Source organism: Variovorax sp. 10L426 (assembly GCF_056395305.1).
This window is the reverse complement of record NZ_JBFTJF010000009.1, coordinates 12,326-31,082: the sequence shown is the minus strand read 5'-3', so window position 1 is coordinate 31,082 and position 18,757 is coordinate 12,326. Positions and strand designations below refer to the sequence as shown.

Here is an 18,757-nt window from a genome sequence, read left to right as displayed (position 1 = left end):
TCAAGTCTCCTGGGGCTCGGCCCCGAGCGAGGGCGGTGTGGCTTGGCGCGCCGCCTGGCGGTGCGCGCGTCGGCTGTGGATTTCGGCGAACACGGCCGGCACGAAGAAAAGCGTCGACACCGTTGCGAAGAGCAGGCCGCCGATCACGGCGCGGCCCAGCGGCGCGTTCTGTTCGGCGCCTTCGCCGAGGCCGAGCGCCATCGGGATCATGCCGATGATCATGGCCAGCGCGGTCATCAGCACCGGCCGGATGCGCGTCGCACCCGCTTCGAGCGCGGCGGAGAGCGGTGGTACGCCTGCGGCCAGCCGCTCACGCGCGAACGCGATCAGCAGGATGCTGTTGGCAGTGGCCACGCCCATGGTCATGATCGCGCCCGTCAAGGCCGGCACGCTGAGCGTGGTGCCCGTGATGAACAACATCCACGCAATGCCCGCCAGCGCAGCCGGCAGCGCGGTGATGATGATGGCGGCGTCGATCCATGACTGGAAGGTGACCACGATCAGCAGATAGACGAGGACGATCGCCATGGCCAGCCCGATCCCGAGTCCGACGAAGGACGACTGCATCGTCTGCACCTGCCCGCGCATCGTGACCTGGCTGCCGCGCGTGAGCTTGGGCCGCATCTCGTCGACCAGCACCTTGACCTTCGAGGCCACGCTCGCGAGGTCGGTGCCCTGGACGCTGACGTAGACATCGATCACTGGCGCGATGTTGTAGCGCGACGCCACCGCCGGCTGCCTGCCCGCCTGCGCATCGACGAGGTTGCCGAGCAATTGCGGCGTGCCGCTCCCCGCGCCTCCCGAGCCGGAGGCGACCGGAATGTTGAGCAGGGAGTCGAGGGAGTCCACCGTGTATTGCGGCGATTGCACCGCAACGCTGTAGACCACGCCGTTCTGAGGGTTGAGCCAGAAGGCCGGCGCCGTCTGCGAACTGCCCGACAGCGCGATCAGCACGTTCTGGCCGACGTTCGACGCCGTCAGGCCGAACTGCTGCAGGCGCGTCCGATCCATCTGCAGGTTGAGGCCGGGACCGTCCTGCCGCTGATGGACGTGGGCATCGACCGCACCGGGAATCTGCCGGATCGCCTTGACCAACTCCGCCGCGCGTGCCGCATTGCCGTCCAGGTCATTGCCGCTGAACTGCACATCGATGGCGGCGGGCAGGCCGAAGTTGAGGATCTGCGTGACGATGTCTGCAGGCTGGAAGAAGAACTCCGTGCCCGGGAAGCGCTTGGGCAGCTCAGCCCGCAAGAGCGAGACGAATTCTTCCGTCGGCCGGTGCCCGTCGCGCAGCGACAGCAGGATCTCGCCGTCGAGCGTGCCGATCGTCCCTGCGTTGCTGTACGACAGGTTGATGCCGCTGTTGGGTACGCCGAGATTGTCCAGGATGGTTTCGAGCTGGTCATCGGGCACCAGTTGGCGAACGACGGCCTCCACCTGGTCGGCCAATCGCGCCGTTTCCTCGATGCGGGTGCCGGTGGGCGCGCGCATGTGCAGGCGGATCTGGCCTGCGTCCACGCTCGGGAAGAAATCGCGGCCCAGCACCGGATACAAAAGGCACGACAGCAGACAGAACCCGAGGAAGACGGCAATGAACCGCCCCCGTCGAGACAAAAGTGCCGACAGCACCAGCGTGTAGGCGCGTCGCACACGCTCGAATCGGGCGTCGAAGCTGTGGTAGACGCGTTGCAGCAGGCTCGGGTTGGTATCTGCGGCGGCTTTGGCGTGGACGCCGCCCATCAGCATCATGACCAGCGTCGGCACCAGCGTCCGCGACAGCAGGTAGGACGCCAGCATCGCGAACACCACCGCTTCGGCCAGCGGCACGAACAGGAATCGCGCCACGCCCGAAAGGAAGAACATCGGCACGAACACGATGCAGATACAGAGCGTCGAGACGAATGCCGCCGGGCCGATTTCGCCCGCGCCGACCAGGATGGCCTCGTTCAGTTCGGTGCCCATGTGCAGGTGGCGCTCGATGTTCTCGATCGTCACGATCGCCTGGTCGACCAGGATGCCGACGGACAGCGCCAGCCCGCCCAGCGTCATGAGATTGAGCGTCTGTCCCAGTGCGTAGAGCATGAGGATCGACGCCAGGATCGACAGCGGAATGGTCAACCCGATGATCAGCGTGCTGCGCCAGTTGCCGAGGAAGAGCAGCACCATCGCAGCCGTCAACGCCGCCGCGATGAGCGCCTCGAACACCACGCCTTTCACCGCTGCCTTCACGAAGATCGACTGGTCGAACAGCGGCGTGACCTTGATGTCCTGCGGCATCCCTTGCGCGGCGACCGGCAGCAGATCGCGAATGTTGGCGACGATGTCCAGCGTCGAGGCGCCGCCGTTCTTCAGCACCGACAGCAGCACGCCGCGCACGCCGTCCTGGCGCACCACATTGGTCTGCGGCGAGAAGCCGTCGCGCACATAGGCGACGTCGCGCAGGTAGGTGGTCGCCCCGCCTTGCGTGCGCACCGGCAGGTCGTTGAGGCCAGCGATCGCCTCGGGCGAACCGTTCATGCGCACGCTGTATTCGGTGGCGCCGAACTTGACGGTGCCCGACGGCAGGATGAGGTTTTGCGCGTTGACCGCATTGACCACGTCGGCCGGCGACAGGCCGCGCGCCTGCAAGGCCTGCGTGTCGAGGTCGACCGAAATGACGCGGTTCTTGCCGCCATAGGGAAAAGGCACGGCCGCGCCCGGGACGGTGATGAGTTGCGGCCGAAGCTGGTTGATCGCAGCGTCGAACAGCGCGTTCTCCGGCCTGGTGGGGCTCGACAACGCCAACTGGACGACCGGAATGCTCGACGCCGAATACTTGATCACCAGCGGCGGCGTGATGCCCGGAGGCAACTGGCGCACCTGCGTCTGCATCGAGGCGACCACCTGCGCGATGGCCGTCTCGATGCTCGCCGTCGGCTGGAAAAAGACCTTGATGACGGACACGCCGGCCAGCGACTGCGATTCGATGTGCTCGATGTCGCTCACTGTCGTTGTCAGGCCGCGCTCGGTCTGGCCGGAAATGCGCTGGCCCATCTCCTGGGCCGGCAGGCCGCCGTAGTTCCAGATGATGCTGATGACCGGAATGTTGATTTCCGGAAAGATGTCGGTCGCCATCCGCAGCAGCACGAAGGGAGTGGCCAACACGATCAGCATCGCCATCACGATGAAGGTGTACGGACGACGCAGAGCCAGTTGAACCATGGACACGACTTGTTACTTCTGGACGAAGAGGCCGCCATCATAAGGAGAGATGGCTGGACAATTGAGACGATGCAACAGCTTTACGTTCCCGGCCGCGATAACCCCTTTCACTGGCTGGTGGTCATGGGGGTATCGGGCTGCGGCAAGTCGAGCCTGGGCTCGGCGCTTGCCGGGGATCTTGCGCTGCCACTGATCGAAGGGGACGATTTTCATGCGCGGGAAAGCGTTCGCAAGATGCGCGCCGGCATCCCGCTCACGGACGCCGACCGGGCCGGCTGGCTCACGAGACTGGGCGAGGAGTTGGCGCGTCACAAGGAAGGCGCGGTGCTCGCCTGTTCGGCGCTCAAGCGCGACTATCGCGACCGGTTGCGGGCCGCGGTGCCGGGATTGCGCTTCGTCTTCATGGCCCTGTCACGCGAGGAGGCCGAACGCCGGGTGGCCGCGCGAGCCGGCTCGCACATGTTTCCGCCGAGCCTGGTCGCCAATCAGTTCGCGACGCTGGAGTCGCCCGTGGGTGAGCCGGGCGTGCTGGAGGTCGATGCGACGCTGCCGCTCGACCAACTGGTCGAACAGACACGCGCCTGGCTTTAGGCGCCCGTGGCGTCCCGGCGCAAGCCGAGCGCATCGAACACGCGGATCGCCGCGTAGGCGTCGTTGGCCGCGTAGCGCAACTGCGCGTCCGTGAGCTGCCGGTTGGCCCAGTTCGACGTGGTCGCCTTGCGCGACTTGACGAAACGCCGGTCGAAGACCAGCGCCACGGCCGTCTTTACCCCGATCGACTTGCGGTAGCCGCGGCGGCGGAATTCCGAGTCGATGTCGAAGACGGCGCGGGGTTCGATGTCGAGACGCTGGCGGATCAGGGTCAGGTCGCTCGACAGGCCGAAGCCCGCTTTCAGGAGATCCGTCGAGGTCAGCAGTTCGCCCAGCACGCCGTGCAACTCGGTGCGGTGCAGCTGAAACAGCCACGCTTCGGACAGCGTCGCGAACTGGACGACGTGCGGCCCGTCCGAGACTTGGAACTTGGCGAAGGTCGGCTTCGATTCGGTATCGAAACCCACGACGCCGCTGGCCAACAGCGCGATGGCCGCGGCTTCTGCATCCTGCTGCGTGGTGACCACGCGGATGTCCTGCAGACCGAGGCCTTCGAAGGGTTCGAGGAGCGCGATCTGCTCGCGGTCGGGCAGCGGGTGGAGGTTGTCGTTCATTCAAGAAGCCGTCAGTGGACGCCGATTGTCTCTTCGTTGACGTCGCCAAATATCGTTGATAGCATCAACAAAATAAGAGAACCCCACGGAGACAGACCCCGATGCAGAAGACTTCGCTCGGCGGACGCAGGGATGCGCTTCGCCTGATCGCAACAACCGTGGCTGCCGGCGCATGGCCGGCGGCATGGGCGCAGGACCCATTCCCCAGCAAGCCGATCCGCGTGATCGTGCCCTTCGCGCCCGGCGGCGCGATCGACGTGGCCGTCCGTGCCATGACCGAGAAGGTGGCCGTGGACATCGGCCAGCCGGTCATCGTCGACGCGAAGCCCGGCGCCGGGACCATCGTTGGCGCGGATGCGGCGGCCAAGGCCGCACCGGACGGCTACACCTTGCTCATCACCACGAGCAGCACGACGATCAACAACGCAGGCGCCTACAAGAAGCTGCCCTATGACCCCGTCACGAGCTTCGCTCCGGTCACGCTGGTGTCGCTGGGCAGCGTGATGTTCGCCGGGCCGGCCGATGCACCCTACAACAACCTGAAGGAAATTCGCGCAGTGGGCCAAGGCGCAGAATCGTCCGATCTCCTACGGCACCTGGGGCAAGGGATCTTCGGCCCATCTTTTCGGTGAACTGCTGCGCACGCGTTATGGCCTGAACATGCAGCACATTCCGTACAAGGGGGACGTCTCGGCACTCACCGACGTGCGCGGCGGCGTGCTGGACACCACCTTCTCCAGCCCCGTCAGCGCGAGGCCGCTGGTGCGGGCGAATGCCATCAAGGCGCTGGGCATGACGGGCCCGCGCCGCTCGGGCGGTCTGCCGGACCTGCCGACCTTCACGGAACAGGGCTTCGCAGGTTTCGAGCTCGCGGGCTACGTTGCCGTCTACGTCCCGGCAGGCACACCGAAGCCGGTGATCGATCGCTTGAACAAAGCCTTCGTCGCTGCTATCCGAACGCCCGAAGTCACCCAGCGCCTCGTCGACCAGGGCCAGGACCCGATCGCGAGCACGCCGGAAGAACTGGCCGAGGTCTACAAGCGCGACGCACCGCAATGGCTCGCACTGATGAAAGCCGCCGGCGTCGAGCCGGAATGAAGGAATCCCACGCATGAACGCACGCCAAGACCACAAGAACATCATTCCGATCCGCAGCGCCTACACGTTGCCCGAGCCGGTGGTGCGCGACGAACTCGTCCGCACCGGACGCGGCACGGCGATGGGCGAACTGTTGCGCCGCTACTGGCACCCCGTCAGCCTGTCGAGCGATGCCGGTGACACGCCGCGCCAAGTCCGCGTATTGGGCGAAGACCTGATCCTGTTCCGCGCCGGCAACGGCGAGGCCGGCCTGCTGCATCCGCGCTGTGCACACCGTGGTTCATCGCTGTTGTACGGCAAGGTCGAGGAGGACGGCATCCGCTGCTGCTACCACGGCTGGAAGTTCGGCCCTGGCGGCCAATGCCTGGAACAGCCCTGCGAACCGGACGGTGGCAGCCGCGTCGGCCGCATGCTGCAGCCTGCGTATCCCGTGGCGGAGCGCTATGGATTGATCTGGGCCTACATGGGGCCGCCTGACAAGCAGCCGGTGCTGCCGCGTTTCGAGCCCTTCGAAAGCCTTGAAGAAGGTGAATTCCTCGAAGCCGACGACCAGAGCATCGGCGGCGGCGGCCCGGTGATCGTCGACTGCAACTGGTTCCAGCACTACGAGAACGTCGTCGATCCTTGGCACGTGATGGTGCTGCACGGCACCTTCTCCGGCACGCAGTTCACCGACATGATGCTGCGCGCGCCGACGATCACTTTCGAGACCACGCCGCGCGGCGTGAAGGTGACTTCGCTGCGCACGCTCGACGACGGTTCGGTGTTCCGTCGCGTGACCGAAGCCTGCGTGCCGACCTGGCGCGTGGTGCCGAATCCGCGCGTGGGACAGTACGCACGGGTCGAGTCGATCGGCTTCGTGCTTCCGATCGACGACACGCACTTCCGCATCTACACGGTGGCGCGCGTGCGCGCGGCAGGCGAACTGAAGGGCTTTCGCTCGCGCCAAGGCGGCAAGCTGTGGAGCGAACTCACGCCGGACGAGCATCGCCGTTTCCCCGGCGACTACGAGGCGCAGAAGAGCCAGGGCGACATCACCTGGCACTCACACGAGAACCTCGCGACCAGCGACCGGGGCATCGCGCTGCTGCGCCGCATGGTGCTGGAGCAGGTCAAGGCGGTGGCCGAGGGTGGTCACCCCGCAGGAGTGAGCTTCGATCCGGCCGACGACCTGGTGAGTTTCGAAGCCGGCAACTTCCGCGACCCGCTGCCGGCAACCACCGGGGCCTGAGGGTCAGGGCGGCGGCCTTGCCGCTTTCTCTGCCTTTTCCTCTTCCTCGATCAGCGCGAGCGCCTTGGCCCTGAGCTTGCGGAGCATCGCGGCCAACGCGGTCGCTTCGTCTTCGCTCAATTCGCCCCGAAAGATGCGGTCGCGCTGCCGCGCCGAGCGCGCGAGGGCTTTCACCTTCGTTCGGCCCGTGTCGGTCAACGCGAGTTCGGCCGACCGTGCATCGGTGCTGTGCGCGCGACGGGCGACCATGCCGCGCTCGACCAGCGCGCTCACGATGCGGCTGATCTGCGCCTTGTCGGTGCTCGAATAGTCGGTCAGCGCGCGCAACGTGACCGGCTGCAGGTGCTCGATCAGCGCGAGCGTGCGCCATTCCATGAGGCTGACGTCATGTTCGCGCCGAAAACGCAGGGCCGCGCTGCGGCGCAGTGCATCCGAGGTGCTGTTGACCTCGTAGCTCAGCAAGGGAAGAAAGGCCGGAGCTGCGGGCATGGTTCGCTCAGGCCCGCAACATCTTGTTGTGATGCATCAGATGGTCGGCAATGAAGCTCTGGATGAAGTAATAGCCGTGGTCGTAGCCTTCATGGCGCCGCAGCGTCAGCGGCTGGCCGGCTGCTCGGCAAGCGGCTTCGAAGCGATGCGGATGCAATTGCTCGGCGAGGAATTTGTCGGCCAGGCCCTGGTCGATCAGGATACCGGCCGGGAAGGGCGGCGCCGTCTGCGACTGCATCAACGCAGAGGCGTCGTGTGCGAGCCAGGATTCGCGGTCGTTGCCCAAATAGCCGCTGAACGCTTTCTCACCCCACGGGCATTGGGTCGGCGCGCAGATCGGCGCGAATGCCGACAGCGATTTGAATCGGCCCGGATGCCGCAGCGCCAGCGTGAGCGCACCATGTCCGCCCATCGAGTGGCCGAAGATGCCGACGCGTTTCGCATCGATCGGCAAGGCATGCGTGACGAGCGGCAGCAGTTCGTTGATGAGCCAGCTTTCCGTGCGCCAGTGCTCGGCCCAAGGTTCGGCCGTCGCGTCGAGATAGAAGCCCGCGCCGATGCCGAAGTCCCAGCTTGCAGTCGCGCCTTCGATGCCTTCGGCCTCCGGCCCCCGCGGGCTGGTATCCGGCGCGATCAATGCGAGGCCCAGTTCGGCCGCCATGCGCTGCGCGCCGGCCTTGACCATGAAGGTCTCCTCGTTGCAGGTCAGCCCCGCGAGATACATCACCGCCGGCACCGGTCCCCGTTCCGCCTGCGGTGGAAGAAACACCGAAAAGCGCATCGGCAGGCCGATCTCGCGCGAGCCGTGTTCATGAAAGCGTTGCACGCCGCCGAAGCAGCGATGTTCCGAGAGAGTCTTCAGGCTGTCTGTCATTTTTCGAGATGGGGTACGAGTTCGAGCACTGCGTCGGCAAAGATGCGCGGCGCCTCCTGCGGCATGTTGTGACCGAGGCCAGGCACGATCCGGTGCGAGCGAGGCCCGGTGAAGTTGCGGGCGTGCGCCGACGCATCGGCCGCCGGGCGAACGCCATCGTCGGCGCCATCGAAGGTGATGGTCGGCACGCCGATCGGCGGCTGAGCCGCAAGTTGCGCCTCGATGTCGGCATACGCCGGATCGCCCGCAACGAGCCCGAAACGGTGGCGATACGAATGAATCACGACGTCGACAAAGTCGGGATGATCGAAGGCCGCGGCGCTGCGCTCGAAAGTCGCATCGTCGAACTTCCAGGTCGGCGACCAGAGCTGCCATAGAAGTCGGGTGACGGCGCGGCGGTCGGCCGTGAGCCCGGCGCGTCCGCGCTCGCTGTGGAAGTAATACTGATACCAGAGCCGGTATTCGTTCTCCGCGGCATCCGGCTCCATCGCCTTGGCAATGTTCTGGATGTTGTAGCTGTTGAAGGAGACCAGTCCCGCGCAGCGATCCGGCCACAGCGCGGCCACCACGCAAGCGGCGCGGCCGCCCCAGTCGTAGCCGGCCAGCACCGCGCGCGGGATCTGCAGCGCATCGAGCAGTGCCATCAAGTCGGCCCCCAGCGCCGCCTGCTCGCCCGAGCGCGGCGTCGCATCGCTCAGGAATCGCGTCGCGCCATAACCGCGCAGGTACGGAACGATCACCCTGCAACCCGCGTCGGCCAGCATGGGCGCGACATCCACGTAGCTGTGGATGTCGTACGGAAAGCCATGCATGAGCAGCACCGGTGGGCCCTCGGCGGGCCCTGCTTCGAAGTAGCCGATCTCCAGCACCCCGGCTCGGATCGTGCGCAGTGCCTCCATGCGCGTCATGGCCCTTCTCCTATTGGCGATCAGTAGAGAACAACGCCACGGATCGACTCGCCGCTCTTCATCAGGTCGAAGCCCTTGTTGATGTCCTCCAGCGGCATCGTGTGGGTGATGAGGTCGTCGATGTTGATCTTGTTTTCCATGTACCAGTCGACGATCTTCGGGACGTCGGTGCGTCCGCGCGCGCCACCGAAGGCCGAGCCTTCCCACTTGCGGCCGGTGACCAGCTGGAACGGCCGCGTGCTGATCTCCGCACCCGCCTCGGCCACGCCGATGATGATGCTGCGGCCCCAGCCTTTATGGGTGCACTCGAGCGCCTGGCGCATGACCTGCGTGTTGCCGATGCACTCGAAGCTGTAGTCGGCGCCGCCGTCGGTGAGCTGCACGATGGCATCGACCACGTTCGGCGTGTCCTTCGGGTTGATGAAGTGCGTCATGCCGAACTTGCGCGCCATCGCTTCGCGCGCCGGGTTCAGGTCCACGCCGATGATCTTGTCGGCGCCGACCATCCTGGCGCCCTGGATCACGTTCAGGCCGATGCCGCCGAGACCGAAGACGACCACGTTCGCGCCGGCTTCCACCTTGGCCGTGAAGATCACGGCGCCAATGCCGGTGGTCACGCCGCAGCCGATGTAGCAGACCTTGTCGAAGGGCGCGTCCTCGCGGATCTTTGCCAGCGAAATCTCCGGCGCCACCGTGTAGTTGCTGAAGGTGCTGGTGCCCATGTAATGAAAGATCGGCTTGCCGTCGAGGCTGAAGCGGCTGCTGCCGTCGGGCATCAGGCCCTTGCCTTGCGTGCCGCGAATGAGCTGGCACAGGTTGGTCTTGCGCGAGAGGCAGAACTTGCACTGGCGGCACTCGGGCGTGTAGAGCGGGATGACGTGGTCGCCTTTCTTGAGGGTGGTGACGCCGGGGCCGACGTCGACCACGATGCCTGCGCCTTCATGGCCGAGGATCGCCGGGAAGATCCCTTCGGGATCGGCGCCAGAGAGCGTGTAGTAGTCGGTGTGGCAGATGCCGGTGGCCTTGATTTCCACCAGGACTTCGCCGAAGCGGGGGCCTTCGAGGTCGACGGTTTCGATGGTCAGGGGCGCAGCGGATCTCCACGCGACGGCGGCTTTGGTTTTCATGGCAAGAGAGGAAAGTGAAGGATGCGGGGAACGCCCCGATGCGTCACTTTATGCCATAGAACCGGGCCGCATTCGCGCCCATGATCGCATCCTGCTCGGAAGGCGAAAGCGCGTTCACCAACGCTTGGCTGGCGTTCACCCATTGTTCGTAGCTGCCGGCGAGATTCAACACGGGCCAGTCGCTGCCCCACATCAGACGTGAGGGGCCGAAATGCTGAAGCAGGTGATCGACGTACGGTCGCAAGGCGGCCGCGTCCCAGCCAGGCGCAGCCTCGGTGGCGAGGCCCGAGAGCTTGCAGTGCACGTCGGTGGAACGCGCGAATTCCGCCATCCTGCTGGCCCACGGCTCGAACTGTCCGTGCGCGATATCGGGCTTGGCGGCGTGGTCGATCACCATGGGCAACTCGGGATGCCGTTGCGCGAACGTCAGCGCGGTTTCAATCTGCTGCGCCTTGATCAGCAGATCGAGACGCAAGCCAAGCTCGGTCATCGTCCCGATCGCGGGTTCGAGTCGCGTGTCGAGAATCCATTGCGTGTCCGGCAGGTCCTGGAGCATCGGGCGCAGTCCCTTGAGCAAGGGGGCTTGCGCAAGCCGGCGGATGCGCAGGGGCGCGTCGGGTGCCGCAAGATCGGTCCAGCCCACGACCGCGCGCACACGGCTGGCCGGGTCTGCTGCCAGCGTGAGGAGGCGCCACGTTTCGGCCTCGGTCGGCGCTGCCTGCACCAGCACCGTGCCGTCGATGCCCGCGCGATCGAGGAGCGGCAACAGGTCGGCCGGTGCGAAGTCGCGATGGATGGCGTGCAGCGCAGGCGTGTCTTCCAGCCACCCATAGTCGCTGTAGGCCGGTGACCAGTAATGTTGGTGTGCGTCGATGCGCATGGCGCTCAAGGCCGTGCCGCGTCCAGCATGCCCTCGCGCACAAGGGCTTCCCACAGCGCGGTGGGGATCGGGGTGTCGCGGTATTGAACACTTTGCGTGATCTCGCCCGGGCTGCGCGCGCCCACGACGACCGCTGCCGCGCAGGGGCAGGCAAGCGCGAACTGCAAGGCTGCAGCAGCCAGGGGCACGCCGAAGCCGTCGCAGATCTGCGACATGCGCACGACCCGTTCGCGAATCTCGGACGCCGCGGGCCGGTAGTCGTAGTGGGCTTGCGGTGTCGCACCACTGGCGAGAATGCCCGAATTGAAGACGCCCGCGAGGATCAGCTTGACGCCCTTCGCGGTGCACAGCGGGATCAGTTCGCGGGCGGAGGAGGTGTCGAGCAGCGTGTAGCGGCCTGCGAGCATCAGGCAGTCGAAATCGCCTTCGGCCAGCGCGTCGCGGCAGGCTTCCCATTCGTTGACGCCGATGCCGATCGCGCCGAGCACGCCTTCGCTGCGCAGTCGGTGCAACGCGCGGTACGCGCCGTCCATGGCTTCCCGGAATCGCGCGGGCTGTGCGTCGCCATGCGTGTGCCGGTCGATATCGTGGATGAAAGCGATGTCGATCCGGTCGAGATGCAGCCGTTGCAGGCTGTCTTCGATCGACCGCATGGCGCCGTCGAATCCGTAGTCGAAGCGCGGCGCGAAGGGCAGGCCGCGCACATAGCCGTCGCGCTCCGCGGGCGAGTCGGGATCGGCCTGGAGCAGCCGTCCCACCTTGGTCGACAGCACGAAGCTCTCGCGCGGCTGGTGCTGCAGGAAACAGCCGAGTCGCACTTCGCTCAATCCGTGACCGTAGAGCGGCGCGGTATCGAAGTAGCGTACGCCGAGTTGCCAGGCCTGCTCGATCGTGCGTTGGGCCTCGTCGTCGGCGAGCGGCGCATACAGATTGCCCAGCGGTGCGCCGCCGAGGCCGAGCCGCAGCGGGCCCTGCAACCGGTCCAGAACGGGATTGCTTGTCATGTAGACAGCTCCGGGCGCACGATGCCCTTGCGTAACAGCACGTTGCCGTACAAGCGTGTTTCACCCGTCTGCACGATCACGAAGGCTTCGCGAGCGCGGCCGTAGAAAGTTTCGCGCGGCAACGCTTCGGCGCGCAGGGTGCGGCCTTCGGCCCGCTCCACCGACGCCTGAAACTCCCACACGATCTCCGGCACTTCCTCCGGCGATCCGACCACCGCCATGGTGGCGATCGGCGCGTCGACGAAGTCGTCCACCGGCAACACGCTCAGCACCGCCTCCACCACCGGCACCGCGGCGCAGCCGTCCATGCGCACCAACCTTCGCGCGCAAGCCGCCGCGGGAAAGTTGGCGTCGACAATGGCGATCTCGTCGCCGTGGCCCATCGCGGCCAGCGCATGCAGCAAATCGGGGCCGAGCAGCGGATCCAGTGTTTTCAGCATGGCGTGTTTTACCGCGGATCCAAGGGCCGGAGCCAGTGGTAGTGCGGTGCGACACCTGATAAAAACGGACCATGAAAAAGATCCTTGTCCTCAACGGTCCCAATCTCAACCTGCTCGGAACACGTGAGCCCGCCCAGTACGGGTACGAGACGCTCGCCGACGTCGAGCGGATGTGCCAGGAGGCAGGCGCGAAGCTCGGTGTGGAAATCGAGTGCCGCCAGTCCAACCACGAAGGCATGCTGATCGACTGGATCCACGAGGCCGGACGCGAGGTCGCGGCCGGTCGCATGCTCGGCGTCGTGATGAACCCGGGCGCCTACACGCACACTTCGGTCGCGTTGCACGATGCGATCAAGGGCGCGAGCGTGCCGCTCGTCGAACTGCACATCTCGAACGTGCATGCGCGCGAGGAATTCCGGCATCACTCCTACATCTCGCCGGCGGCGCGCGGGATCATCGTCGGGTTCGGCGTGAAGGGCTACCCGCTCGCGATCGAGGCATTGCTGCGTGTGAGCCCGGCCGCCTGATGACGGGGCACGCAGGGCTTTTCGAAGCCTCCGACGGCACCTTGCGCTGCCGTTGGTGCGAATCGACGCAGGCCTACCAGGACTACCACGACAGCGAATGGGGTTTTCCGGTCACGGACGACCGGCGGCTTTTCGAGAAGCTGTGTCTCGAAGGCTTCCAGGCGGGGCTGAGCTGGCTGACGATCCTCAACAAGCGCGAGGCCTTCAGGCGCGGCTTCGCGCAGTTCGATGCCGAGCGCGTGGCGCGCTTCGGCGCGAAGGACATTGAACGCCTGCTCGCCGACGCGGGCATCGTGCGGCATCGGGGCAAGATCGAATCTGCCATCAACAATGCCAAGCGCGTGATCGAACTGCGGGAGGAATTCGGCTCGCTCGCGGCCTATGCGTGGCGTTTCGAACCCGAAGTCGCGACGCGGCCGAAGCGCATCACGCACGAGGCGCTGCGAGCGATGACGACTTCGCCCGAATCGGTGGCCATGTCCAAGGATCTGAAGAAGCGAGGCTGGAGCTTTGTCGGCCCGACGACCGTCTATGCCTTCATGCAGGCGATGGGGCTGGTGAACGACCACATCGAGGGTTGCCACGCGCGCGAACTGGCCCTGAAAGCCCGCGCAGAAATGGGGCTCCCCCCCAGGCTTGCTCACTTCGTGTAGCCACCCACCCCCTGCCGGGGGCAACACCAGCGGCCCGGCAGAGCCGGTTCCGCGGTGTCTCCCGAATAATGCCGCCGCCAGCTAGGACGCCTGCGGTCCCGACACCTTCCGGTGGCTGATGCGCCCCTGGGTGTCCACGCTTTCGAGGTGCACATCGAAGCCCCACAGCCGCGCGACATGCTTGAGCACCTCTTGCGAGTCATCGTGGAGCGGGCGGTTGTTGTGCTGCGTGTGGCGAAGCGTGAGGGAACGGTCACCGCGCAGGTTGACGCTCCACACCTGGATGTTGGGCTCGCGGTGATTCAGGTCGTACTGCCGTGACAGCGATTCGCGCAGTTGCCGGTAGCCGCTGTCGTCGTGGATGGCCGAGACTTCGAGTTCGGATTCGCTTTCCTTGTCGCTCACCGCGAAAAAGCGGAAATCCCGCATCAGCTTGGGCGACAGGAATTGGCCGATGAAACTCTCGTCCTTGAAATTGCGCATCGCGTAGTCGAGCGAGGTCTGCCAGTCGGAACCCGCGAGGTCGGGGAACCAGCGCTTGTCCTCCTCGGTCGGCTTTTCGCAGATGCGCCGCAAATCCGTATACATCGCGAATCCAAGCGCGTAAGGATTGATGCCGCTGTAGGCGCGATGGCCGATCGGCGGCTGGAACACGACGTTGGTGTGCGACTGCAGCCATTCGATCATGAAGCCGTCGGCCAGCAGGCCTTCGTCGTAGAGGGTGTTGAGCAGGGTGTAGTGCCAGAAGGTCGCCCAGCCCTCGTTCATCACCTGTGTCTGGCGCTGCGGATAGAAGTACTGCCCGATTTTGCGCACGATACGCACCACTTCGCGTTGCCAGGGTTCCAACAATGGTGCATTTTTCTCGATGAAATAGAGCAGATTCTCCTGCGGCTCGGCGGGAAAGCGCTTGGCCGCTTCATCTTCCTCGGCGCTGCGGCCGGCGCGCTTGGGCAGCGTGCGCCACAGGTCGTTGACTTGTTGCTGGAGGTGATGCTCGCGCTCCTCGCGGCGCACCTGTTCCTGGCTGAGCGACAGTCTTTGCGGGCGGCGGTAGCGGTCGACGCCGTGATTCATCAGGGCGTGGCAGGAGTCGAGCAGGTCTTCGACGGACGACACGCCGTGGCGCTCCTCGCACTCGCTGATGAACTTGCGGGCGTAGACGAGGTAGTCGATGATGGACGAGGCATCCGTCCACATCTTGAAGAGGTAGTTGCCCTTGAAGAAGCTGTTGTGGCCGTAGGCGGCGTGGGCGATCACCAGGGCCTGCATCGCCATGGTGTTTTCTTCCATCAGGTAGGCGATGCAGGGGTCCGAATTGATGACGATCTCGTAGGCCAGGCCCATGTGGCCGCGGCGGTAGTTCTTTTCGGTCGCGATGAACTGCTTGCCGTACGACCAGTGGCGGTAGATGACCGGCATGCCGACCGAGGCGTAGGCGTCCATCATCTGCTCGGCCGTGATGATCTCGAGCTGGTTGGGGTAGGTGTCCAGCTTGTAGCCGCGAGCGATCCGGGCGATCTCGCCGTGGTATTGCTCGATCAGCTCGAAAGTCCAGTCCGACGGGCTGGGCAAGGGCGTTCGTGTCTTGTCGTTCACGCCGTTCCTCTCTCTTTCTTGAACAGTTCGCGGAACACCGGATAGATGTCTTGCGCGTCGGCCACCTTGCGCATCGCGAAGTTCTTGTGGGATTCGAGCAGCTGGGTGTATTCCTCCCACATGTTCTGCTCGGCCTCGGCCACCTGAACATAAGCGTAGTAGCGCACGAGCGGCAGCAGGTGCTCGCTCAGCAGTTCGCGGCAACGGCCGCTGTCCTGGTGCCAGTTGTCGCCGTCGCTTGCCTGTGCGCCATAGATGTTCCATTCGGTGCTGGGATAGCGCGCGCGCACGATATCGAGCATCAGGGTCAGCGCGCTCGAGACCACCGTGCCGCCGGTTTCGGTGGCATGGAAGAACTCTTCCTCCGTGACTTCGGCGGCCTGCGTGTGGTGGCGGATGAAGACGAGGTCGATCTTCTCGTAGTGCCGCGTCAGGAACATGTAGAGCAGCATGAAGAAGCGCTTGGACATGTCCTTGCGCGCCTCGTCCATCGAACCCGAGACGTCCATCAGGCAGAACATCACCGCCTTGGCGGAAGGAACCGGCACACGCACTCGATTGCGGTAGCGCAGGTCGATCGGATCGAGGAAGGGCACGTGCTTGGCCTTGCTGCGCAACTCTTCGAGCTTGGCCTCGGTTTCGCGGATCTCACGCTGTATCAGCGCGTCCGAAACGCGCGGGCTGCGTTGCAGATGCAGCAGGTGGGCCTCGAGTTCGCGAATCTCGCGCCGCGAGTCGCCGCCGAGCGCGATGCGCCGCGCAAGGGCGCCGCGCATCGAACGCACGACGTGCAGGTTGCTCGGGTTGCCGTCACTGACGAAGCCGGCGCGGTGGCTCTTCCACTCGGGCACTTCGGCCAGTTGCGTGCGGATCAGGTGGGGCAGGGCGAGGTCCTCGAAGAAGACCCGCATGAACTCTTCCTTCGTCAGGCGGAAGACGAAATCGTCCTCGCCACCCTCGCCGTCGCCGGCTTGCGAGCCGCTGCCCGAGCCACCGCCGCCCTGCGGGCGTTCGATGCGGTCACCCTTCACGTACTCGCGATTGCCTGGATGCACGTACTCGCGGTCGCCGCCCTGGCCGTGTCCGAACACGGGCTCCGACACGTCGCGCTTGGGCAGCGTGATGTCCTCGCCCTGTTCGAGGTCCCGGATGCCACGGCCGCTGACCGCGCGACGCACGGCTTCGCCGATCTGCTCGCGATAGCGCCGCAGGAAACGCTCGCGGTTGCCAATGGACTTGTTCTTGCCCGACAACCGGCGGTCGATGATCTGCTGCAGCATGGCCACGGCCTGACCTCCTTCTTCAACTCATCATGAACTCTTGCGTACGCGCAAATACCATTCGCACAGCAGACGCACCTGCTTGGCGGTGTAGCCCTTCTGCACCATGCGATTGACGAAATCCTCGTGCTTCTTGAGCTCGTCGGCGCTGCTCTTGGCATTGAAGCTGATGACCGGCAGAAGCTCTTCGGTGTTCGAGAACATCTTCTTCTCGATCACGGTGCGAAGCTTCTCGTAGCTGGTCCACAGCGGGTTCTTGCCTGCATTGCCGGCGCGCGCGCGCAGCACGAAGTTGACGATTTCGTTTCGGAAGTCCTTCGGGTTGCTGATGCCCGCGGGCTTCTCGATCTTTTCCAGCTCGGCGTTGAGCGAACCTCGGTCGAAGACTTCGCCGGTGTCCTGGTCGCGGTACTCCTGGTCCTGGATCCAGTAGTCGGCGTAAGTGACGTAGCGATCGAAGATGTTCTGGCCGTACTCCGAGTAGCTTTCGAGGTACGCCGTCTGGATCTCCTTGCCGATGAATTCCGCGTAGCGCGGGGCCATCAGCTCCTTGATGTAGGACAGGTACTTCTGCTCGGTCTCGGGCGCGAACTGCTCGCGTTCGATCTGCTGCTCCAGCACATACATCAGATGCACCGGATTGGCGGCCACCTCGCTGCTGTCGAAGTTGAAGACCTTGGAGATGATCTTGAACGCGAAGCGCGTCGAGGTGCCGCTCATGCCTTCGTCGACACCGGCGTAGTCGCGGTACTCCTGGATGGACTTGGCCTTGGGGTCGGTGTCCTTCAGATTGTCGCCGTCGTAGACCTGCATCTTGCTGAAGATGCTGGAGTTCTCGGGCTCCTTGAGACGCGTCAGCACCGAGAACTGGGCCATCATGCGCAGCGTTCCGGGGGCGCATGGCGCATGTGCCAGCGACGAGTTGCGCACCAGCTTCTCGTAGATCTTGATTTCCTCGGACACGCGCAGGCAGTACGGCACCTTGACGATGTAGATGCGGTCGAGGAAAGCCTCGTTGTTCTTGTTGTTTCGGAACGCCTTCCACTCGCTCTCGTTGCTGTGCGCGAGCACGATGCCGTCGAAAGGAATCGCGCCGAAGCCTTCGGTGCCCTTGAAGTTGCCTTCCTGGGTGGCCGTCAGCAGCGGATGCAGCACCTTGATGGGCGCCTTGAACATTTCGACGAACTCGAGCAGGCCCTGGTTGGCGAGGCACAGGCCGCCGGAGTAGGCGTAGGCGTCAGGATCGTCCTGCGCGTAGTCCTCGAGTTTGCGGATGTCGATCTTGCCGACCAGTGACGAGATGTCCTGGTTGTTCTCGTCGCCGGGCTCGGTCTTGGCAACCGCGATCTGCCGCAGCACCGACGGGTAGCGCTTGACCACCTGGAACTTGCGGATATCGCCGCCGTACTCTTCGAGGCGTTTCACAGCCCAGGGCGAGAGGATGCGCTGCAGGTAGCGGCGAGGGATGCCGTATTCCTTCTCGAGGATCTCGCCGTCTTCCGTCGCGTCGAAGAGACCGAGCGGCGATTCGTTCACCGGCGAACCCTTGATCGAATAGAAGGGCACGTGCTCCATGAGCTGCTTGAGGCGCTCGGCGATGGAGCTCTTGCCGCCACCGACCGGGCCGAGCAGATAGAGGATCTGCTTCTTTTCCTCGAGGCCCTGCGCGCCGTGCCGGAAGTACGACACCACCTGTTCGATAGAGTCTTCCATGCCGTAGAACTCGCGGAACGCCGGGTATATCTTGATGACCTTGTTCGCGAAGATTCGCGACAGGCGAGGGTCGTTTCGCGTGTCCACCAGTTCGGGCTCGCCGATGGCTTCGAGCATGCGCTCGGCCGCAGTGGCATACGCCATGGGCTCCCGCTTGCAGATCTCAAGATATTCCTGCAGGGACAGGACCTCTTCGCGCGTACGCTCGTAACGAGCGGCGAAGTTACTGATGACATCCATAGACACCTCCATCGAGTCAGCGGGGCGCTGCCCGGAGTCTCCGTGCTGCACACGTTGCATCGTTCGCAGGAATGGTGCCAGGTGATGTGTGCACGCTTTGGATTAACTCCTCAAGCAGGAACTTGCTCAAAGCATAGAACAAAGAACGCGTCCAGCAAATTGCTTTTCGGATAAGAACCACAACGAAGTTCGAAAGTTCAGCGGAAAAGTTGCGCGACGCTCGATCAATCACAAATCCGAGTGCACGTGATGGTCGTGTCGCACAACATGTTGACGCACGATCAGCAG

Annotated in this window: 18 protein-coding genes; 6 read left to right on the top strand and 12 right to left on the bottom strand. The window is 64.7% G+C overall.

The window, feature by feature from the left end; all coding sequences use genetic code 11:
- Entirely contained in the window at positions 1-3,207 is a 3,207-nt protein-coding gene (locus tag AC1DHL_RS14590) for an efflux RND transporter permease subunit (RefSeq protein ID WP_478162395.1), read from the bottom strand.
- A 63-nt stretch (positions 3,208-3,270) separates the two neighbouring features.
- Here AC1DHL_RS14590 and AC1DHL_RS14585 point away from each other — a divergent pair, with 63 nt between their 5' ends.
- Positions 3,271-3,792 (top strand): gluconokinase, encoded by a 522-nt coding sequence (locus AC1DHL_RS14585; RefSeq protein ID WP_478099221.1) that lies wholly within the window; start codon positions 3,271-3,273, stop codon positions 3,790-3,792.
- Here AC1DHL_RS14585 and AC1DHL_RS14580 read toward each other — a convergent pair.
- The gene (locus AC1DHL_RS14580; RefSeq protein ID WP_478099220.1) at positions 3,789-4,406 is read right to left on the bottom strand and encodes a 3'-5' exonuclease; all 618 of its coding nucleotides are present in this window, start codon (positions 4,404-4,406) and stop codon (positions 3,789-3,791) included. The two genes, AC1DHL_RS14585 and AC1DHL_RS14580, sit on opposite strands and share 4 nt — an antisense overlap.
- Before the next feature lie 101 nt (positions 4,407-4,507).
- On the opposite strand from AC1DHL_RS14580, the gene AC1DHL_RS14575 reads away from it, so the two are divergent.
- From AC1DHL_RS14575 to AC1DHL_RS14565, 3 genes are read left to right on the top strand one after another with little or no spacing between them, the layout of a single operon-like run.
- Positions 4,508-5,038 carry a Bug family tripartite tricarboxylate transporter substrate binding protein gene (locus AC1DHL_RS14575; RefSeq protein WP_478162394.1) on the top strand — a complete coding sequence of 177 codons (531 nt, stop codon included), beginning with the start codon at positions 4,508-4,510 and terminating at the stop codon, positions 5,036-5,038.
- Positions 4,989-5,504 carry a Bug family tripartite tricarboxylate transporter substrate binding protein gene (locus tag AC1DHL_RS14570; RefSeq protein ID WP_478162533.1) on the top strand — a complete coding sequence of 172 codons (516 nt, stop codon included), beginning with the start codon at positions 4,989-4,991 and terminating at the stop codon, positions 5,502-5,504. Before AC1DHL_RS14575 ends, AC1DHL_RS14570 begins: the two co-directional genes overlap by 50 nt.
- Positions 5,505-5,517: 13 nt before the next feature.
- Positions 5,518-6,735, top strand: coding sequence for a Rieske 2Fe-2S domain-containing protein (locus AC1DHL_RS14565; protein ID WP_478162393.1), 1,218 nt, complete (start codon positions 5,518-5,520; stop codon positions 6,733-6,735).
- A gap of 3 nt (positions 6,736-6,738) precedes the next feature.
- Here the strand turns inward: AC1DHL_RS14565 and AC1DHL_RS14560 are convergent, their stop codons facing one another.
- The 7 genes from AC1DHL_RS14560 to AC1DHL_RS14530 are packed head-to-tail and all read right to left on the bottom strand — an operon-like array spanning position 6,739 to position 12,457.
- On the bottom strand, positions 6,739-7,224 hold the full coding sequence (locus tag AC1DHL_RS14560) for a MarR family winged helix-turn-helix transcriptional regulator (protein WP_478099216.1): 486 nt from the start codon (positions 7,222-7,224) through the stop codon (positions 6,739-6,741).
- Between the two features lie 7 nt (positions 7,225-7,231).
- Positions 7,232-8,098 (bottom strand): S-formylglutathione hydrolase, encoded by an 867-nt coding sequence (gene fghA / locus AC1DHL_RS14555; RefSeq protein ID WP_478162392.1) that lies wholly within the window; start codon positions 8,096-8,098, stop codon positions 7,232-7,234.
- On the bottom strand, positions 8,095-9,006 hold the full coding sequence (locus AC1DHL_RS14550) for an alpha/beta fold hydrolase (protein ID WP_478099213.1): 912 nt from the start codon (positions 9,004-9,006) through the stop codon (positions 8,095-8,097). Before AC1DHL_RS14550 ends, fghA begins: the two co-directional genes overlap by 4 nt.
- 20 nt (positions 9,007-9,026) lie before the next feature.
- On the bottom strand, positions 9,027-10,133 hold the full coding sequence (locus tag AC1DHL_RS14545; protein WP_478162391.1) for an S-(hydroxymethyl)glutathione dehydrogenase/class III alcohol dehydrogenase: 1,107 nt from the start codon (positions 10,131-10,133) through the stop codon (positions 9,027-9,029).
- Between the two features lie 43 nt (positions 10,134-10,176).
- A complete protein-coding gene (locus AC1DHL_RS14540) occupies positions 10,177-11,013 on the bottom strand; it encodes an amidohydrolase family protein (RefSeq protein WP_478162390.1) in 837 nt (278 codons plus the stop codon).
- 5 nt (positions 11,014-11,018) lie between these two features.
- Entirely contained in the window at positions 11,019-12,017 is a 999-nt protein-coding gene (locus AC1DHL_RS14535) for an aldo/keto reductase (RefSeq protein WP_478162389.1), read from the bottom strand.
- A complete protein-coding gene (locus AC1DHL_RS14530; protein ID WP_478162388.1) occupies positions 12,014-12,457 on the bottom strand; it encodes an RbsD/FucU family protein in 444 nt (147 codons plus the stop codon). The genes AC1DHL_RS14535 and AC1DHL_RS14530 overlap by 4 nt, the downstream gene beginning before the upstream one ends.
- Before the next feature lie 71 nt (positions 12,458-12,528).
- On the opposite strand from AC1DHL_RS14530, the gene aroQ reads away from it, so the two are divergent.
- Complete coding sequence (gene aroQ / locus AC1DHL_RS14525) at positions 12,529-12,984, top strand: type II 3-dehydroquinate dehydratase (protein WP_478099203.1); 456 nt, start codon at positions 12,529-12,531, stop codon at positions 12,982-12,984.
- On the top strand, positions 12,984-13,637 hold the full coding sequence (locus tag AC1DHL_RS14520; RefSeq protein WP_478099201.1) for a DNA-3-methyladenine glycosylase I: 654 nt from the start codon (positions 12,984-12,986) through the stop codon (positions 13,635-13,637). The genes aroQ and AC1DHL_RS14520 overlap by 1 nt, the downstream gene beginning before the upstream one ends.
- Positions 13,638-13,718: 81 nt before the next feature.
- Here AC1DHL_RS14520 and AC1DHL_RS14515 read toward each other — a convergent pair whose 3' ends face one another.
- From AC1DHL_RS14515 to AC1DHL_RS14505, 3 genes are read right to left on the bottom strand one after another with little or no spacing between them, the layout of a single operon-like run.
- Positions 13,719-15,236 (bottom strand): SpoVR family protein, encoded by a 1,518-nt coding sequence (locus AC1DHL_RS14515; protein ID WP_478162387.1) that lies wholly within the window; start codon positions 15,234-15,236, stop codon positions 13,719-13,721.
- Complete coding sequence (locus AC1DHL_RS14510; RefSeq protein ID WP_478099579.1) at positions 15,233-16,516, bottom strand: YeaH/YhbH family protein; 1,284 nt, start codon at positions 16,514-16,516, stop codon at positions 15,233-15,235. Before AC1DHL_RS14510 ends, AC1DHL_RS14515 begins: the two co-directional genes overlap by 4 nt.
- A 30-nt stretch (positions 16,517-16,546) precedes the next feature.
- Positions 16,547-18,469, bottom strand: coding sequence for a PrkA family serine protein kinase (locus AC1DHL_RS14505; protein ID WP_478099198.1), 1,923 nt, complete (start codon positions 18,467-18,469; stop codon positions 16,547-16,549).
- Between the last annotated feature and the right edge of the window lie 288 nt (positions 18,470-18,757).

Excerpts from the sequence above, each read along its gene's own strand:
- fghA (WP_478162392.1), bottom strand. The coding sequence starts at position 8,098 with ATGACAGACAGCCTGAAGACTCTCTCGGAACATCGCTGCTTCGGCGGC.
- AC1DHL_RS14505 (WP_478099198.1), bottom strand. The coding sequence starts at position 18,469 with ATGGATGTCATCAGTAACTTCGCCGCTCGTTACGAGCGTACGCGCGAA.
- AC1DHL_RS14510 (WP_478099579.1), bottom strand. The coding sequence starts at position 16,516 with ATGCTGCAGCAGATCATCGACCGCCGGTTGTCGGGCAAGAACAAGTCC.
- AC1DHL_RS14565 (WP_478162393.1), top strand. The coding sequence starts at position 5,518 with ATGAACGCACGCCAAGACCACAAGAACATCATTCCGATCCGCAGCGCC.
- AC1DHL_RS14560 (WP_478099216.1), bottom strand. The coding sequence starts at position 7,224 with ATGCCCGCAGCTCCGGCCTTTCTTCCCTTGCTGAGCTACGAGGTCAAC.
- AC1DHL_RS14545 (WP_478162391.1), bottom strand. The coding sequence starts at position 10,133 with ATGAAAACCAAAGCCGCCGTCGCGTGGAGATCCGCTGCGCCCCTGACC.
- AC1DHL_RS14585 (WP_478099221.1), top strand. The coding sequence starts at position 3,271 with ATGCAACAGCTTTACGTTCCCGGCCGCGATAACCCCTTTCACTGGCTG.
- AC1DHL_RS14550 (WP_478099213.1), bottom strand. The coding sequence starts at position 9,006 with ATGACGCGCATGGAGGCACTGCGCACGATCCGAGCCGGGGTGCTGGAG.
- AC1DHL_RS14540 (WP_478162390.1), bottom strand. The coding sequence starts at position 11,013 with ATGCGCATCGACGCACACCAACATTACTGGTCACCGGCCTACAGCGAC.
- aroQ (WP_478099203.1), top strand. The coding sequence starts at position 12,529 with ATGAAAAAGATCCTTGTCCTCAACGGTCCCAATCTCAACCTGCTCGGA.
- AC1DHL_RS14575 (WP_478162394.1), top strand. The coding sequence starts at position 4,508 with ATGCAGAAGACTTCGCTCGGCGGACGCAGGGATGCGCTTCGCCTGATC.
- AC1DHL_RS14530 (WP_478162388.1), bottom strand. The coding sequence starts at position 12,457 with ATGCTGAAAACACTGGATCCGCTGCTCGGCCCCGATTTGCTGCATGCG.
- AC1DHL_RS14520 (WP_478099201.1), top strand. The coding sequence starts at position 12,984 with ATGACGGGGCACGCAGGGCTTTTCGAAGCCTCCGACGGCACCTTGCGC.
- AC1DHL_RS14580 (WP_478099220.1), bottom strand. The coding sequence starts at position 4,406 with ATGAACGACAACCTCCACCCGCTGCCCGACCGCGAGCAGATCGCGCTC.
- AC1DHL_RS14535 (WP_478162389.1), bottom strand. The coding sequence starts at position 12,017 with ATGACAAGCAATCCCGTTCTGGACCGGTTGCAGGGCCCGCTGCGGCTC.